The organism is Halobacterium sp. NMX12-1 (genome assembly GCF_040435975.1).
Taxonomy (GTDB): Archaea; Halobacteriota; Halobacteria; order Halobacteriales; family Halobacteriaceae; genus Halobacterium; species Halobacterium hubeiense.
Genome location: NZ_CP159204.1, coordinates 1,227,409 through 1,240,773, shown reverse-complemented (window position 1 = coordinate 1,240,773; position 13,365 = coordinate 1,227,409). Strand labels below are relative to the sequence as shown.

Below are 13,365 nucleotides of genomic sequence, written 5' to 3'. Positions count from 1 at the left end.
AACTCTTTATTCGTCCGTGTCCGCGCGGCGAGAACAGATTGTACGTAAAGAGTTTTCCTCGCGGGCGCGAATCCGAACAGTATGACCACCCACGAGTACGACGTCGCCGTCGTCGGCGCCGGCACCGCGGGCTGTTACACGGCCGCGACCGTCGCCAACGCCGGCTACGACGTCGCCGTCGTCGAGCGAAAGTCCGAGGAGGAAGCCGGACACATCGCCTGCGGCGACGCCCTGAAGGGCGCGGACGCGTTCCCCGAGGCCATCCCGAAGGAGCGACTGGAGCCGGCGTTCACGAACACGGGCGTCGACCACGGCCGCTTCGAGATTCCCCAGGAGGACACGGTCCTCGAAATCCCCGTCCCCGGCGAGCTGGCGGTCATCGACCGCTGGGAGTACGGCCGGCAGATCATCGCGGCGACCGAGGACGCGGGCGCGGACTTCTACTACGACGTCGTCGTCCAGGACGTGCTGCAAGACGACGACGGCACTGTCACCGGCGTGAAGGGCACGCGGAAGGGCACCAGCCACGAGTTCGACGCGGACGTCGTCATCGACGCGGCGGGCGCGCTCTCCATCCTGCAGGACAAGACGGACTTCTCGAACGCGACCTTCGACACGAACGTCTCGTACTCGCAGTTCTGCTCGGCGTACCGCGAAATCATCGAGGTGCCCGAGGAGGTCGAGTGGGACGACGCGCTCGTGTTCAAGCCCACCGAGCGCGCCGCCGGCTACCTCTGGTACTTCCCGCGGACGAGCACCGAAATCAACGCGGGGCTGGGCTTCCAGATGACCGAGGAGCCGATGGAGCTGGTCGACGACCTCAAGCGGGACCTCCGCCAGCGCGAGGAGTTCGAGGGCGGCGAGGTCGAGGACAAGCTCGGCGCGGCGCTGCCGACGCGGCGGCCCTACGACTCCGCGACCGCGCCCGGCTACATGGCGGTCGGCGACGCCGCCGCGCACGTCAACCCGACCACGGGCGGCGGCATCGCTGGCGCGGCGTACGCCGGCAAGTACGCCGCCGAGGCCGCCATCGACGCCATCGAAGCCGGCGACGTCTCCGAGGAGATGCTGTGGTCGTACAACGAGCGCGTGATGGACCACTACGGCGCGCGCTACGCCGCCCTCGACGTCTACAACATCCTCTCGACGGCGGTGGACGTCGACGACCTGATGGGACTGCTCGCGTCGCTGCCCGGCGAGAAGCTCGCGGAAGCGCTGTACGGCGGCAGCACGGAGTTCAGCCTCCGGCTGAAGGTCGTCACCGCGCTGAAGTCGTTCGGCTACTGGTCGAACATCTGGGAGTTCTACAAGACCAAACAGCAGGCCGACCGCCTCCTGGAGCACTACGAGGACTACCCCTCCAGCCCGGACGCGCTCGCCGACTGGCAGGCTCGGCGGGACGACATCATGGACGACGTCTACGAAGTCACCGGCGCCGAGCCGAAGTACTGACTACGGCTGTTCTTCGCCGACCCGCAGAATCGCGTTCGTGAGGCCCTCGACGCCGATGCCAATCGAACGTTCGTCCACGTCGAACGTGGACGTGTGGTGGCCGCCGGGGTGGTCGGTTCCGACGCAGACGTAACACGCCAGCCCGCCCTGTTCTTGCACGCGGTTCATGAGGAACGTGGCGTCCTCGCTGCCGCCGAGGTCGTCGCGCTCGGTGACGGTCTCCACGCCCGCGACGTCGGCGGCTTCCGCGCTGAATACCTCCCGGAGTTCGTCGTCGCTTTCGGCGCTGGGGGCTTCGCCCTCCGTGGAGAGTTCGACCTCGCAGTCGTGCATCTCCGCGGCCGAGCGCAGCACGCGGTCGGCTTTCTCCTTCATGTACCGCATCAGTTCGGTGGTCTCGCCGCGAACCTCGCCCTCGACGAACGCGTCCTCGGGGATGATGTTCGTCGCGGTGCCGCCGCCCGCGCGCCCGGCGTTCACTCGGGTGGCGCCGCCGTCGTGGCGCGGAATCGCGTAGAGGTTCTGGATGGCGGTGGCCATCGCTTGCACGGCGTTGCGGCCCTGCTCGGGGTGGGCGCCGGCGTGCGCGGGCTCGCCCTCGAACTCCGCGAGCAGGTGGCTCACCGCGAGGAATCCGTCGATGCCCGCGACCACCTCCCCAGTAGGGTGGTCGAGGCCGAGGTGGACCGCGTAGAGGTAGTCCACGTCGTCGAGGTGGCCGCTCTCCGCGAGTGCTTTCCCGCCGCCGACGCGCTCCTCGGCGGGCTGGAAGACGACCTTGAACGTCCCCGCGAAGTCGCTGTTCGCGACTGCTTCGAGGACGCCGACGCCGATGGCGGCGTGGCCGTCGTGGCCGCAGGCGTGCATCTGCCCCTCGTGCTCGGAGCGGAACCCCTCGCCGGCGGGGTGGTGGTCGCCGTCCTCGGACTCGGTGATGCGGAGCGCGTCGATGTCCACGCGTAGCGCGACGGTCGGCCCTTCGCCGCGTTCGAGGACGGCAACCGCGCCCGTGTGCCCGCCCTCCAGCTGTTCGAGGATGTCGGGGTCGGCGCCGTCCTCGCGCGCTCGCTCGAACCACTCCGCGAGCTCGTCCCCGTCGGGCACCGCCATCCGCGCGTCCGGGTCGATTGCGTCGGGGCCGACGTGGAGTTCATCTACCCCGATTCGGCGGCACTCCTCGACGATGCGCGCGGTCGTGTAGAACTCACACCACGCCGGCTCCGGGTGGCGGTGGAGGTCGCGTCGCAGCGCCACCAGCCGCTCGGTCGCGTCAGCGCTCATGTCTCGGGGGAGGCGCGGCCGTCACATAAACCGTCACGTATCGGCGGGCTCACGGTGTAGGTTTTTAATACGTGCGGCGAAGTGAGGGAAACACGTATGGCAACCGACGACAGCGAAGCGGCGGACGAACTACACGAGCCCGGCGAGGGCGGCGGCCACGACATCGAGTTCTACGGTGGCCGCATCGCGAGCGCGATACCGCTCGCGCTCTTCGTCGTGTGGGCCATCTTCCAGAGCGGCGTCCTGCAAGTCAGTGACACGACTGGACTGGTCATCGGCATGCTCGCGGCGCTCGTCGTGGGCATGTTCTTCACGAAGGGGTCGTGGGCGACGTACGCCAACACCATCTTCGAGGGAATGACACAGCGCGTCGCCGCCACCGCCATCGTCGCGTGGCTGTGGGCGGGGATGTTCGCGCAACTGCTCCAGGACGGGGGGTTCGTGCAGGGGCTCGTCTGGGCCGCCGACGTGGCGAGCGTCTCCGGCCCGCTGTTCCCCGCGGTCACGTTCCTGCTGGCCGCGCTGTTCACCACCGGTATCGGCACCGGCTACGGCGGGGCCATCGCGTTCACCTCTCTGTTCTACCCCGCGGGCGTGCTGCTCGGCGCCAACCCCGTGTTGCTGTTCGGCGCCATCCTCTCCGGGGCCGTCTTCGGGGACAACCTCGCGCCCGTCAGCGACACCACCATCGTCTCCGCGGTCACCCAGGACGCCGACATCGGCGGCGTCGTCGCGTCCCGGTTCAAGTACGCCATCCTCGCCGCGGTGCTGGCGTTCGCCGGCTACGTCGTCGCCGGTCAGATGATGCCCGGGTCGGACGTCGCCGCGACCGCCAGCGCCTCTCTCGACGGCCAGCCGCTCGGGCTCGTCCACGTGCTCTCGATGCTACTGGTCATCGGCCTCGCGGTCGCGGGCCGCCACATCGTCGAAGCGATTTCGTGGGGCATCATCCTCGCGCTCGTGTTCAACGTCGGCTCGACGGTCCTCGCGTCGCGGGGCGTCATCGAGAGCGGGCTCCAGAGCGCGCCCGCGCTGCTGTTCCGCGCGCCCGCCAGCTCCGGGCTGGCACAGTCGCTGGAGTGGCTGCCGTTCGTCCTCGTCGTCGAGGACGGCACCGGCGTCACGGGCAGCCTCTACAGCGGCGCGTCCGGGTTCTTCCCGCTCATCGTGCTCACGCTGCTCATCGTCGCCGGCGCCCGCATCATGATTCAGGGCGGCGGCTTCGAGGCGATTCAGTCGTTCCTGCTGAACCGCGTCGCGACGAACGTCCGCCGCGCCGAGACCACGATGGTGCTCGGCACCGCGTTCGTCAACTCCATGATCACCATCAACACCGCCGCCGAAATCGCCATCGCGCCGTACATCGCGCGCATCGGCGAGCGGTTCAACATCAACGGCTACCGGCGCGCGAACATCCTCGACGCCAACACCAGCGCGCTCGGCTACATCTTCCCGTGGGGCGGCGGCGTGCTCGCCGGCTACGGGGCGATGCGCTCGCTCGGCGACACCATCCCCGTCGTCAACCCCATCGACGTCTGGCCGTTCGTCTTCCACGGCTGGCTGCTGTTCTTCGTCTTCCTGGCGGCCGCCGTCACGGGGTACGGGCTGGAGTACGTTAGCGACCGCGAGTCCGAGGAGGTGAGTCGCGCATGACGCTCGGCTCGTTCCTCGCGGGCGTCGGCTTCCGCACGAACACGCCGAGCTTCGAGGCCGGCGCGGAGCTTACGGCGTTCGTCACCGGCGTCGAGGACGGGTCGGCCGTCGCGCGCATCGGCGACTCGAAGCTCCGCATCTCGAACGCGCCCGACGACGCCGTCGACACGCTCGTCCGGCTGCGCGTCGAGGGGTTCAACGACGACACCCACGTCGGGCAGGCGGAGTACCTCGAAACCGTCGGCGAGAGCTCGTTCTAAGCTCGGCGGCGGCGCTGTCGCTTTTCGAGTGGGTGTCAGGAGAGTCGCAGAGAGAGAATCCCAGCTACGAGGAGCCCAGCGGCTTCACTTGCTCCAGTTCGGCTTCGACGTGGACGCTGTCCGGGAAGTCCCGCTCCATGATGTCGCGGGCGAGGTCGTCGTGGCCGTACAGTTCGATGCGGCGGCGGTAGACCGTGTACGTCCACACGCCCTGTTTGCCGTCGTCGCGGCCGTTCAGCGAGTCGTACAGCGGGACGGACTGCTCGGCGGGCGTATCGGAGTGGGGGCCTTTCATTTCCGCGCCCTTCCGGCGGCACGTCGTCTTGATGTCGGAGACGACGCCGTCGAGGGCGGCTCGGTCGCCGCTCTTCAGAGAGAGTTTCGTGACGAAGGTCATGGCTGGGGGTGCTGTGCGAATCCACGCGCTCCACCGTGAAAAAGCGTGTGCTTGGGCGGCTGGGCGTGTCAGGTACCCACCCACTCCGACATTCTCTTAACTGGTCGCCTACTACTCCGTGTTAATGACGGTCGAAGCGACCAGCGCCGGAGCCATCTTGTTCCGCGACACGCGGGACCGGCGCGAATACCTCCTCCTGAAGAGCCGGCCCGGGGACTGGGAGTTCCCGAAGGGCGGCGTGGAGGGGGACGAAGAGCTCCAGCAGACGGCTATCAGAGAGGTACAGGAGGAAGCCGGCATCGAGGACTTCCGGCTCTTGGACGGCTTCCGAGACGACTACGACTACGTGTTCGAAGCGAACGGCACTCGCATCCACAAGACGGTCCACCTGTTCGTCGCGAAGTCCTTCGAGGCCAGCGCCGAACTGTCGAACGAGCACTCGGACCTGCAGTGGCGCGACTACGAGCAGGCCATCAACACGATCACGCAGGACGGCCCGCGGGACATCCTCCGGGACGCCCACGAGTTCATCGACGAGCAGCTCGAAGAAGCCTGACCGGCCTCCCACCGGTCGCTATTTTACGCCGTGTAGCGACGCCGTTACTCTAGGGAGACGACGACCTTCCCCTGATGGTCGCCGGCTTCGACGTAGCGGTAGGCCTCCCGTACCTCGTCGAAGTCGAACACGCGGTCGATTTCGGGCTGGAGTTCGTCGCCGGCCATCGCGGCGAGCATCCGGTCGAACATCGCGCGGCTGCCGACGCCCATCGACCCCTCGACGCGCAGCGCCTTCCCGAGAATCGGGCCGGGGTGAACGACCGCCTCCTGGTCGGCGAGCACGCCGATGACGTGGACGTGCCCGCCGAAGCCAGCGGCCTCAAGCGACTGTTCGAGCGTGCCCGCGCCGCCGACCTCGATGACGTGCTCGACGCCGCCGGTCTGCTCGGCGACCACTTCGCCCCACTCGGGGGTCTCCTCGTAGTTGATGGTGACGTCCGCGCCGAGTTCGCGGGCGCGGTCGAGCTTCTCGTCGCTGGAGGAAGTGACGACGACGTCCGCGCCGCGGGCGGACGCGAACTGCGTCGCGAACGTGGAGACGCCGCCCGTGCCGAGCGCCAGCACCGTCTCGTCGGCGGCGAGGTCGCCGTTCTCGACGAGTTCGCGCCACGCCGTCAGGCCCGCGCAGGACAGCGCCGCGCCCTGCTCGTAGGAGAGGTAGTCGGGGAGGACGGGGAGGCTGTCCGCGGGGAACGTGGCGTACTCGGCGAGCGCGCCGTCCACGTTGCCGCCGGTGGTGCGCTGGACCTTCTCGGGTTCGACGGGGCCGTCCACCCAGTCGGGCGCGAACGGCGTCGCCACGCGGTCGCCCTCCGAGAGCCGCTCGACGTCCTCGCCGACCGCGACCACGTCGCCAGCGCCGTCCGACAGCGGCACCACGGGCAGGCTCGCGCCGGGGTAGGTCAGTTCGCTGTTCGCGATGGCGAGGTCGCGGTAGTTCAGCGACGCCGCCCGCACGCGGACGAGCGCCTCGTCGGCGGCGGGTTCGGGGCGCTCGCGCTCGACTTCCACGACGCCCTCGTAGTTCGGGTCTCCCTCCTGGACTTCGTAAGCTCGCATACTAGCCCGTACTCTCGTGTGGTACTTCCGAGCGCTGCTCGTCGCGGGTTCCGCCGGTTCTCCGGAGCGCCAGCGAAAGACGTAGGTGGGTCGCCGGCCCCACGTTCGGCGTGGCCGACTCCGAGTTCGCGTTCGAACTGCGCGTCTGCGCGTGGGCGGAGCGACACTGGCACCCCGACGGCGAGCGCCCCTGCATCGTCGCGCGCCAACTGGGCACGAAGCGGCGGCGCTGGGACACCGTCGTCGTGGAAGTGGATCCCGAAGCGCTCGAAGCGCGCGCGAACTTCGGCCCCGAGCGGCTGAACTCGGACCTCCTGCACGTCGTCCGGAACGCGCCCGAAGACTGGGCGTTCTACCGCGACGCGCTCCCGCACCCGGGCTACCCGTGGCGCTACGTTCGCGAGGCAATTCACGAGGCCGCCGACCGCGGCGTCGTGGAGACGCGGCGGAACGGGAACAAGATAGAGCTCAAGCGGAAGTGGCCGTACCCCGACTGGGTCCAGCGAATCGTCGCCATCGAGAACAAGCCGGACCTCGACGCGTCGGCGGCGGACGCGCTCGCCGACCAACTCCAGCGGGACGTCGCGCTCGGGCTCGCCGACGAGGTGTGGCTGGCGACCGAGTCCAGCGACGAGCGCGGCGCCGAGCGCGCGCTGTTCGCGGAGATGCCCGTCGAAGCCGGCGTCCTCACGTTCGCGGACGGCGAGGCGTCCGTGGCGTGGCACCCGCGGTCGCTGGCCCCCGCGTCCGTCGGCACCAGAATCACCGAGCGGCCGTCGGACAGCGAGTTCGACAACTCACCCGCGAGCTTCGAGTACGTCGACGCCGACTGGAAGGCACAGAAGCGCCTCGAAATCGCCGAGCGCGCGTACGAGCGCGGCTGGCGGTCGTATCTGGACACGATGCGGCCGGACTGCCGGCACTTCGCGGTCCAGCGCGGCGAACACGGCTACGTGCCGTACTGCGCGGCGAAGGGCCGCGAGCAGACGGCCGCGGAGTGCTCGGGGTCGTGTCCCGACTACGAGCCCGAGCCGCCGACGTGGCGGCAGGGCGAGTGGCCAATCGAGGGCGGGCCGGGCGCGGCGATTCGGCGCGTCATGGACGACCGCCGGCGGCGCCAGCGAGAATAGCTACGCTTCCGAGGCGGACTGCTCGCCGTCGCGCTCCGCGACGTTCACGTCCTCGCGTGCGACCGCGAGCTTGTACGTCGGGACCGTGCGGTGTTCGACGGTGACGATGCCCTTGCGCTTGAGCGTCTGGAGCGCGCGCCGGACGTCCGCGGATTCGAGGTCGGGGACGTCGAACTCGTCGCGGACCGCGTGCAGCACCGAGACGACGCTCTCGGCGCGCTCGTCCGGGCCGGCGATGACCGCGAACACGCGGCGCTCGTTCTCGGACATGTGGACGGCGGGCGCCTCGCCGCTCTCGGGCGCCTCCCCGACGAGTTCGGCCGCCTCCGCGGTGGCGCGAATCAGGCTGTTCTCGTCGCGGTAGTAGTAGTCCCGCAGCTCCGACTCGAGGTACTGGTGGACGTCGCTGCCGCTTTCCATGTCCCAGCGGTCCTGGAGCACGCCGTTTTTCGTCGGCTGGAGTTCCACGATGTCCGCCAGCCGCTCGCGGTCCTCCTCGGAGAGGGTCATGCCAGTCGGTACTCAGCGCCGGTATTTCGGGCTTGCGAAGACCCCGGGCATTATTTGCGCCGTCCACGTCCACGCGCACATGGCAGACACAGTCCGCTCCGAGTTCGACGACGGCGTCGTGACCGTCACCGTCGACCGCCCCGAGAGCCTGAACGCGCTCAACGTCGAGACGCTGCACGCGCTCCACGACGCCGTCGACGAGGCCGAACGGCGGGGCGCCCGCGTGCTCGTGCTCACGGGCGCCGGCGACGACGCGTTCGTCGCGGGCGCGGACATCTCCCACATGGCGGAGATGGCCACCCAAGAGGCCCACGAGTACGCCGAACTCGGCCACGACCTCGCGGACGCAATCGAGTCGTTCCCCGCGCCCGTCATCGCGGCCATCAACGGCTACGCGTTCGGCGGCGGGATGGAGCTGGCACTGGCCTGCGACCTCCGCGTCGCCAGCGAGACCGCCGTGATGGGGCAGACCGAAATCGACCTCGGCATCGTCCCGGGGTGGGGAGCGACCCAGCGGCTCCCCCAACTGGTGGGCGACGAGACCGCGCGCCGCCTGATTTACTTCGGCGACCGCCTCGACGCCACCGACGCCTACGAGGAGGGCCTCGTCGGCGAGGTCGTCGCGCACGACGAACTCGACGACCACGTCGCCGACCTCGCCGCCGACCTCGCGAGCAAGTCACAGACCGCGCTCGGCGCCGCCAAGGACGCCATCAATCAGAGCCACGAGACGCCGCTCGACGCCGGACTGGAGTACGAGCGCCGGACGTGGGCGAGCCTGTTCGGGAGCCACGACCAGCGCGAGGGAATGCAGGCGTTCCTCGAAGACCGCGAGCCCGACTTCGAGTAGGCCGCTCCGAGGGTAACAGTTAGGACCGTAGGCCTGGTAGCACACATCATGGGACGAGAAGTCAAACTCAACGAACTCCACGCGGAACTCGACTCGCTCACCTACCCCGCCACCCGCGAGGACGTCCTCGCGGAGTACGACGAGGTCGTCCTCCGGTACGCCGACGGCGAGGAGTCGCTGCGGGACGTCGTCGGGCGCGTCACCGAGGACGTGTTCGTCGACCCCGACGACCTCGAAGCGGCCATCTACAACAACCTCCCCACCGAGGCCGTCGGCGAGCCCGGCCAGTCGGAGGGCGACGGCTGAAACAGGGGGCTTAACTTACAGGACGGCGTTCACGTGGTATGGAGTTCTGCGACGAGTGCGGCTCGATGATGAAAGCGGAGGACGACCTCTGGGTCTGCGGTAGCTGCGGGAACAAACAGCCGAAAGACCCCGACGCCTCGTTCGTCGTCACCGAAGGGCAGGAGGAGACCGAAATCGTCGACGTCAGCGACGCCCAAGACCGCGGGCTGCCGACGACGGAAGTCGTCTGCCCGAACTGCGAGAACGACCGAGCCCACTGGTACATGCAACAGATCCGGTCCGCCGACGAATCCGAGACGCGTTTCTTCATCTGCACGGAGTGCGAACACCGCTGGCGCGAAGACGACAACTAGAACGGACCTTCTTACTGCGGGGGGTGCGCCGTAGGCGCACCCCCGTCTGCTCACGGCGCTTTGCGCCGTTCGCACGGCCAGCGGGACCTCCGGTCCCGCTCGGCTCGCAAAAAGCTACGCTAAAAACTCCCTGCGCTCACTCGCGACGCTCGTTCGCGCAGTGAACCGCTCGCTTCGCTCGCGGATGCTTGGGGACGCCATCACCTGACCGGCCGCTACGCGGACGGACATTCAAATACGAGAACGCGACCAGCCCCGGCTATGCAGTAATCGAGTGCGGGACGGTGGATGCGGCGAGGCGGCGAGCCGTCCCCGAAACCGAGCCGCCGGACAGCTACGGGTTCCGCGCGAACGTCAGGTAGCCGGTGTGGCCGACGCCCGCCGTCGACGGCCGCGAGCCGCGCTCGTCGAGGTCCATCTCCCGCTGAATCGTCTCGACAGTCTCCACGTTCGCCAGGCCCGCGTCCTCCGCGGCGAGGTTGACCTCGCGGGCGTCCTCCACGAACGGCGAGTAGACGGCGGCGTAGCCGCCCGAGACCAGCAGGTCGTCCGCGCGCTCGACGACCACCGGCGCGTTCTCCGTGTCCAGCGTCAGCAGGTCGAACTCCGCGAGGTCGTCGAGGTGGTCGGTCACGTCGCCCGTGCGAACGTCCACCGCGTCCGCGACTTCCGCGAGTTCCATGTTCTCGCGGGCGACCTCCGCGAACTCGGAGTCGCGCTCGTAGGTCACGACGTCCGCGCCCAGTCGGCCGAGGTAGGCGGCGAGTACGCCGGTCCCGGTGCCGGCGTCGAGCACGCGGTCGCCCCGCGACGCCCCCGTGTGGCCGACGACCAGCCCGATGTCCTTGGGCATCATCGGCGCGCCCGTCCGGTCGAGGTGGTTGAACAGGTCCGGACCGCGAAGCTCCCGGACCGTGAACGGCTCGCCGAGGTGCGTCTCCACCGTATCGCCGGCTTCGACGCTCTCCGGGACGTCGATGACGCCGAGGTCGGTGTGGACTTCGTCGCCGGGCGCGGCGAGGAACTCCCGGTCCTCCCGAACGAGCAGAATCACTCCAGCCGGGAGATGGCCGCGGCGAGGTCGCCGTCGGTCGCCTCCAGCGCCGCTCGCGCGTCGGCCTCGGTGGCGCCGGTGCGCTGGACGACCAGCTCGACGTCGTCCTGCGGGATGCCCGCCTCGTCGGACTCCGCGGACTCCGCGGACTCCGCGGACTCCGCCTCGGCCTCGATTTCGCCGGCGCTCTCGACGGTCTCGGGCTCGCCGATAATCTGGTAGGTCTCCTGGCCGCGGGCGTCCATCTTCGTGACGTCCGGGTCGTCGAAGACGAGCTGGTCGCCGTCGGCCTGCTTGATGACGACCTCGGTGGCATCGATCTCGTCGACGTCGATGCCCATCTGTTTCATCATCTGCTGCATCTTCTGGGGGTTCATGCCGCCTCCGCCAAACATGCCCGAAGCGTCGCGTCGCGGCGTGAAAAGGGTGACGAACGACCCCTTGTGGCACTCGGTCGCTTCGCTCGCTCGGTGACTACTTCTGGACGCTATCCCGCACCATCACTGCCATCCCGGTGTCGAAGTCGAGCATCGAGCCGGCGTCCAGTTCCGCGCGGCCGACCGCCAGCAGGTCGCCGCGCTCGTGGACGACCGCGACTTCGTCGTCGGCGCGGACGTCCGGGTCGACGGTCTGGACGAACTTCGCGAAGACGTTCTTCCCGTCGCGGACGAACGGCTCGCTGTCGTCGCCGACGACCACTCGGGCCGCGGGATGTGCGAGGTTATCGACGAGCCGGCGGCCGCCGGCTGCGCCGAGCGTGAAGCGGCCGTCCATCCCGACGGAGACGAGCCGGGCGCCGTCGTCGCGGGCGACCTGCTGGGGGCGGCCGGTGGTCGAGCGCTGCACCTCGAAGCGTTCCTCCGGCGGGAACAGCGCCGCGCCCGCGCCGGCTCCGAACTGGTAGTCGGCGACGGTCCGCAGCGAGTGCACGTCCGCGTCCTGCATGCCTCGACGGTCGGCTGGCGGGCGTAAAGCCACTTCGTTCGCGTCCGCGAAGTGGATGCGTTTATGTGGTGTGGGACGCAACCCGGAGCCATGAACACGACCGCGAAAATCGGGATTGCGGCGGTGCTGCTCACTGTCGGTACCGCGATGTTGGTGTGGGCGAGCCTCGACCCCTCGGGGACGACGACGCTGCTCGCCGTGGCGGGCGTCGCGACGACGCTGCTGGCGGCCGGGTCGCTGCTGATGGGTTCGACCGGCACCGACGGCCGGATGGTCTAGAGTAGGAACGTCTCTTCTCGCTCGCTGAGGTCGACGAACGCGTCCGCGACCTCGATGAGTTCCTCGGCCGTGGACTCCCCGAAGGCCATCACTTCCACGCGCACGCCCTCGTGGCGGAGGTGGTTGCAGAGCCGCGAGAAGTCGCCGTCGCCAGTGCAGAGCACGACGGTGTCGACGTGGTCGGCGAGCGTCACCGCGTCGAGGCTCATGCCGACGTCCCAGTCGGCCTTCTTGGAGCCGTCGCCGAACGTCTTGATGTCCTTGATCTTCGTCTCGAAGCCGATGTCCCGGAGCGCGTCGAAGAAGCTGTCCTCGTCTTCGGCCTGCGCGCGGATGACGTACGCGATGGCGCGCGTGAGTTCCCGTCCCTGCACGGCCTTCTCGAGGAGCGAGGAGTAGTCGATGTTCCGAGAGTAGACGCTCTGCGCGGAGTGATAGAGGTTCTGCGAGTCGGCCAGCACGGCGACCCGCTGCCCCGGTTGGATTGGAGCCATACGCGCCGTACGCGCCGCCGCCGTAAAGAAGGTACGCGACCGGCCGGTCAGGCGGGCGGCGTGTCGTGGCGCGTCAGCGACAGCGAGTCGGGGTCCAGTTCGTAGTACGACTCCCACGCGGGGGCGAGCGAGACCACGCGCGTCGGGCCGAACTCGCTCTCGGCGTGCTCGTGGTGGTGGCCGACCAGACAGAGCTCCGGTTCGAGCGCGTCGAGGATATCGTCGATGTGCTCGCAGCCGACCTCGTAGTCCTCGGTGACCGGGAGGCCGTGGGGGGCTTCGTGGGCGAGGAAGACGTCCACGTCGTCGAGCCGCTTGGCCCGTTCGACGTCCTCGCGGACGAAGTGGCGGCGGCGGTCGTCGTAGAGCTGCTCGCGGGACTTCTCGAACTGCGTGGGCGCGTAGTTCCCGGAGAGGCCGGCGACGCGCAGGCCGGCGACGGTCTCGGCGGTGCTGTGGAGGAGGTAGGCGTTCGAGACGTCGTCGCTCTCGATGCGGCCGTGACGCAGCGCCTCGACGACGTCGAAGTCCTCGTTGTTGCCGCCGATGAAGTAGGTGGGAATCGGGAGGTCGTAGTACATGATGTCCCCGGCCTGGAGCGCGACATCGGCGTCGGCCGCGCGGTACGCGGCGAACAGCGACTGCCGCCGGTCGGGCGTGCTCGCGTGTGCGTCCCCGAGGACTAGCATCTACACGGACCTGCGGTCAGACGCGGCAAAAAGCTCTCGATGCGTCGCTCGGCAGTCCTTGCGTGCGGCGACAACTCTTTGTTCCCCGATACCCA

The 13,365-nt window shown here is 69.0% G+C and carries 18 protein-coding genes; 9 read left to right on the top strand and 9 right to left on the bottom strand.

The window, feature by feature from the left end; all coding sequences use genetic code 11:
• Nucleotides 1-81: 81 nt before the first annotated feature.
• On the top strand, nt 82-1,452 hold the full coding sequence (locus ABSL23_RS07990) for a geranylgeranyl reductase family protein (protein ID WP_353635307.1): 1,371 nt from the start codon (nt 82-84) through the stop codon (nt 1,450-1,452).
• Here ABSL23_RS07990 and ABSL23_RS07985 read toward each other — a convergent pair whose 3' ends face one another.
• Nucleotides 1,453-2,733 carry an amidohydrolase gene (locus tag ABSL23_RS07985; RefSeq protein ID WP_353635306.1) on the bottom strand — a complete coding sequence of 427 codons (1,281 nt, stop codon included), beginning with the start codon at nt 2,731-2,733 and terminating at the stop codon, nt 1,453-1,455.
• A 96-nt stretch (nt 2,734-2,829) separates the two neighbouring features.
• On the opposite strand from ABSL23_RS07985, the gene ABSL23_RS07980 reads away from it, so the two are divergent.
• Entirely contained in the window at nt 2,830-4,386 is a 1,557-nt protein-coding gene (locus tag ABSL23_RS07980; protein WP_059056066.1) for a Na+/H+ antiporter NhaC family protein, read from the top strand.
• Complete coding sequence (locus tag ABSL23_RS07975; protein ID WP_353635305.1) at nt 4,383-4,646, top strand: hypothetical protein; 264 nt, start codon at nt 4,383-4,385, stop codon at nt 4,644-4,646. Before ABSL23_RS07980 ends, ABSL23_RS07975 begins: the two co-directional genes overlap by 4 nt.
• Nucleotides 4,647-4,710: 64 nt before the next feature.
• Here the strand turns inward: ABSL23_RS07975 and ABSL23_RS07970 are convergent, their stop codons facing one another.
• Nucleotides 4,711-5,043: an uS10/mL48 family ribosomal protein gene (locus tag ABSL23_RS07970; protein WP_059056062.1), complete on the bottom strand. Its 333-nt coding sequence runs from the start codon at nt 5,041-5,043 to the stop codon at nt 4,711-4,713.
• A gap of 124 nt (nt 5,044-5,167) precedes the next feature.
• On the opposite strand from ABSL23_RS07970, the gene ABSL23_RS07965 reads away from it, so the two are divergent.
• The gene (locus ABSL23_RS07965) at nt 5,168-5,599 is read left to right on the top strand and encodes a bis(5'-nucleosyl)-tetraphosphatase (RefSeq protein WP_059056059.1); all 432 of its coding nucleotides are present in this window, start codon (nt 5,168-5,170) and stop codon (nt 5,597-5,599) included.
• Nucleotides 5,600-5,643: 44 nt separating this feature from the next.
• Here ABSL23_RS07965 and ABSL23_RS07960 read toward each other — a convergent pair whose 3' ends face one another.
• On the bottom strand, nt 5,644-6,660 hold the full coding sequence (locus ABSL23_RS07960; protein WP_353635304.1) for an NAD(P)-dependent alcohol dehydrogenase: 1,017 nt from the start codon (nt 6,658-6,660) through the stop codon (nt 5,644-5,646).
• Nucleotides 6,661-6,770: 110 nt separating this feature from the next.
• Here ABSL23_RS07960 and ABSL23_RS07955 point away from each other — a divergent pair, with 110 nt between their 5' ends.
• Entirely contained in the window at nt 6,771-7,790 is a 1,020-nt protein-coding gene (locus ABSL23_RS07955) for a DUF5787 family protein (protein WP_353635303.1), read from the top strand.
• Here the strand turns inward: ABSL23_RS07955 and ABSL23_RS07950 are convergent, their stop codons facing one another.
• The gene (locus ABSL23_RS07950) at nt 7,791-8,300 is read right to left on the bottom strand and encodes a DUF5797 family protein (protein ID WP_059056053.1); all 510 of its coding nucleotides are present in this window, start codon (nt 8,298-8,300) and stop codon (nt 7,791-7,793) included.
• A 79-nt stretch (nt 8,301-8,379) separates the two neighbouring features.
• Between ABSL23_RS07950 and ABSL23_RS07945 the strand changes: the two genes are divergently transcribed.
• Genes ABSL23_RS07945 through ABSL23_RS07935 form a run of 3 tightly spaced genes read left to right on the top strand, consistent with a single transcriptional unit; the run spans nt 8,380 to nt 9,809 of the window.
• Entirely contained in the window at nt 8,380-9,150 is a 771-nt protein-coding gene (locus tag ABSL23_RS07945) for an enoyl-CoA hydratase-related protein (RefSeq protein WP_353635302.1), read from the top strand.
• A gap of 48 nt (nt 9,151-9,198) precedes the next feature.
• Nucleotides 9,199-9,456 carry a hypothetical protein gene (locus ABSL23_RS07940; protein WP_059056049.1) on the top strand — a complete coding sequence of 86 codons (258 nt, stop codon included), beginning with the start codon at nt 9,199-9,201 and terminating at the stop codon, nt 9,454-9,456.
• Between the two features lie 38 nt (nt 9,457-9,494).
• A complete protein-coding gene (locus ABSL23_RS07935) occupies nt 9,495-9,809 on the top strand; it encodes a transcription factor S (protein ID WP_059056047.1) in 315 nt (104 codons plus the stop codon).
• Nucleotides 9,810-10,143: 334 nt separating this feature from the next.
• On the opposite strand, the gene ABSL23_RS07930 is transcribed toward ABSL23_RS07935, so the two are convergent.
• From ABSL23_RS07930 to ABSL23_RS07920, 3 genes are all read right to left on the bottom strand, one after another.
• Complete coding sequence (locus ABSL23_RS07930; protein WP_353635301.1) at nt 10,144-10,863, bottom strand: tRNA (adenine-N1)-methyltransferase; 720 nt, start codon at nt 10,861-10,863, stop codon at nt 10,144-10,146.
• Complete coding sequence (locus ABSL23_RS07925) at nt 10,860-11,258, bottom strand: nascent polypeptide-associated complex protein (protein WP_353635300.1); 399 nt, start codon at nt 11,256-11,258, stop codon at nt 10,860-10,862. The genes ABSL23_RS07930 and ABSL23_RS07925 overlap by 4 nt, the downstream gene beginning before the upstream one ends.
• Nucleotides 11,259-11,337: 79 nt before the next feature.
• Complete coding sequence (locus tag ABSL23_RS07920; RefSeq protein ID WP_059056041.1) at nt 11,338-11,808, bottom strand: PUA domain-containing protein; 471 nt, start codon at nt 11,806-11,808, stop codon at nt 11,338-11,340.
• A 90-nt stretch (nt 11,809-11,898) separates the two neighbouring features.
• Between ABSL23_RS07920 and ABSL23_RS07915 the strand changes: the two genes are divergently transcribed.
• Nucleotides 11,899-12,087 carry a hypothetical protein gene (locus tag ABSL23_RS07915; RefSeq protein ID WP_353635299.1) on the top strand — a complete coding sequence of 63 codons (189 nt, stop codon included), beginning with the start codon at nt 11,899-11,901 and terminating at the stop codon, nt 12,085-12,087.
• Here ABSL23_RS07915 and ABSL23_RS07910 read toward each other — a convergent pair.
• Together ABSL23_RS07910 and ABSL23_RS07905 are read right to left on the bottom strand one after the other, a co-directional pair.
• Nucleotides 12,084-12,581: an NYN domain-containing protein gene (locus ABSL23_RS07910; protein WP_059056037.1), complete on the bottom strand. Its 498-nt coding sequence runs from the start codon at nt 12,579-12,581 to the stop codon at nt 12,084-12,086. The two genes, ABSL23_RS07915 and ABSL23_RS07910, sit on opposite strands and share 4 nt — an antisense overlap.
• A gap of 47 nt (nt 12,582-12,628) precedes the next feature.
• A complete protein-coding gene (locus ABSL23_RS07905) occupies nt 12,629-13,270 on the bottom strand; it encodes a metallophosphoesterase (protein ID WP_353635298.1) in 642 nt (213 codons plus the stop codon).
• Nucleotides 13,271-13,365: the final 95 nt, after the last annotated feature.

Excerpts from the sequence above, each read along its gene's own strand:
- ABSL23_RS07990 (WP_353635307.1), top strand. The coding sequence starts at position 82 with ATGACCACCCACGAGTACGACGTCGCCGTCGTCGGCGCCGGCACCGCG.
- ABSL23_RS07985 (WP_353635306.1), bottom strand. The coding sequence starts at position 2,733 with ATGAGCGCTGACGCGACCGAGCGGCTGGTGGCGCTGCGACGCGACCTC.
- ABSL23_RS07980 (WP_059056066.1), top strand. The coding sequence starts at position 2,830 with ATGGCAACCGACGACAGCGAAGCGGCGGACGAACTACACGAGCCCGGC.
- ABSL23_RS07975 (WP_353635305.1), top strand. The coding sequence starts at position 4,383 with ATGACGCTCGGCTCGTTCCTCGCGGGCGTCGGCTTCCGCACGAACACG.
- ABSL23_RS07970 (WP_059056062.1), bottom strand. The coding sequence starts at position 5,043 with ATGACCTTCGTCACGAAACTCTCTCTGAAGAGCGGCGACCGAGCCGCC.
- ABSL23_RS07965 (WP_059056059.1), top strand. The coding sequence starts at position 5,168 with ATGACGGTCGAAGCGACCAGCGCCGGAGCCATCTTGTTCCGCGACACG.
- ABSL23_RS07960 (WP_353635304.1), bottom strand. The coding sequence starts at position 6,660 with ATGCGAGCTTACGAAGTCCAGGAGGGAGACCCGAACTACGAGGGCGTC.
- ABSL23_RS07950 (WP_059056053.1), bottom strand. The coding sequence starts at position 8,300 with ATGACCCTCTCCGAGGAGGACCGCGAGCGGCTGGCGGACATCGTGGAA.
- ABSL23_RS07945 (WP_353635302.1), top strand. The coding sequence starts at position 8,380 with ATGGCAGACACAGTCCGCTCCGAGTTCGACGACGGCGTCGTGACCGTC.
- ABSL23_RS07940 (WP_059056049.1), top strand. The coding sequence starts at position 9,199 with ATGGGACGAGAAGTCAAACTCAACGAACTCCACGCGGAACTCGACTCG.
- ABSL23_RS07935 (WP_059056047.1), top strand. The coding sequence starts at position 9,495 with ATGGAGTTCTGCGACGAGTGCGGCTCGATGATGAAAGCGGAGGACGAC.
- ABSL23_RS07925 (WP_353635300.1), bottom strand. The coding sequence starts at position 11,258 with ATGTTTGGCGGAGGCGGCATGAACCCCCAGAAGATGCAGCAGATGATG.
- ABSL23_RS07920 (WP_059056041.1), bottom strand. The coding sequence starts at position 11,808 with ATGCAGGACGCGGACGTGCACTCGCTGCGGACCGTCGCCGACTACCAG.
- ABSL23_RS07915 (WP_353635299.1), top strand. The coding sequence starts at position 11,899 with ATGAACACGACCGCGAAAATCGGGATTGCGGCGGTGCTGCTCACTGTC.
- ABSL23_RS07910 (WP_059056037.1), bottom strand. The coding sequence starts at position 12,581 with ATGGCTCCAATCCAACCGGGGCAGCGGGTCGCCGTGCTGGCCGACTCG.
- ABSL23_RS07905 (WP_353635298.1), bottom strand. The coding sequence starts at position 13,270 with ATGCTAGTCCTCGGGGACGCACACGCGAGCACGCCCGACCGGCGGCAG.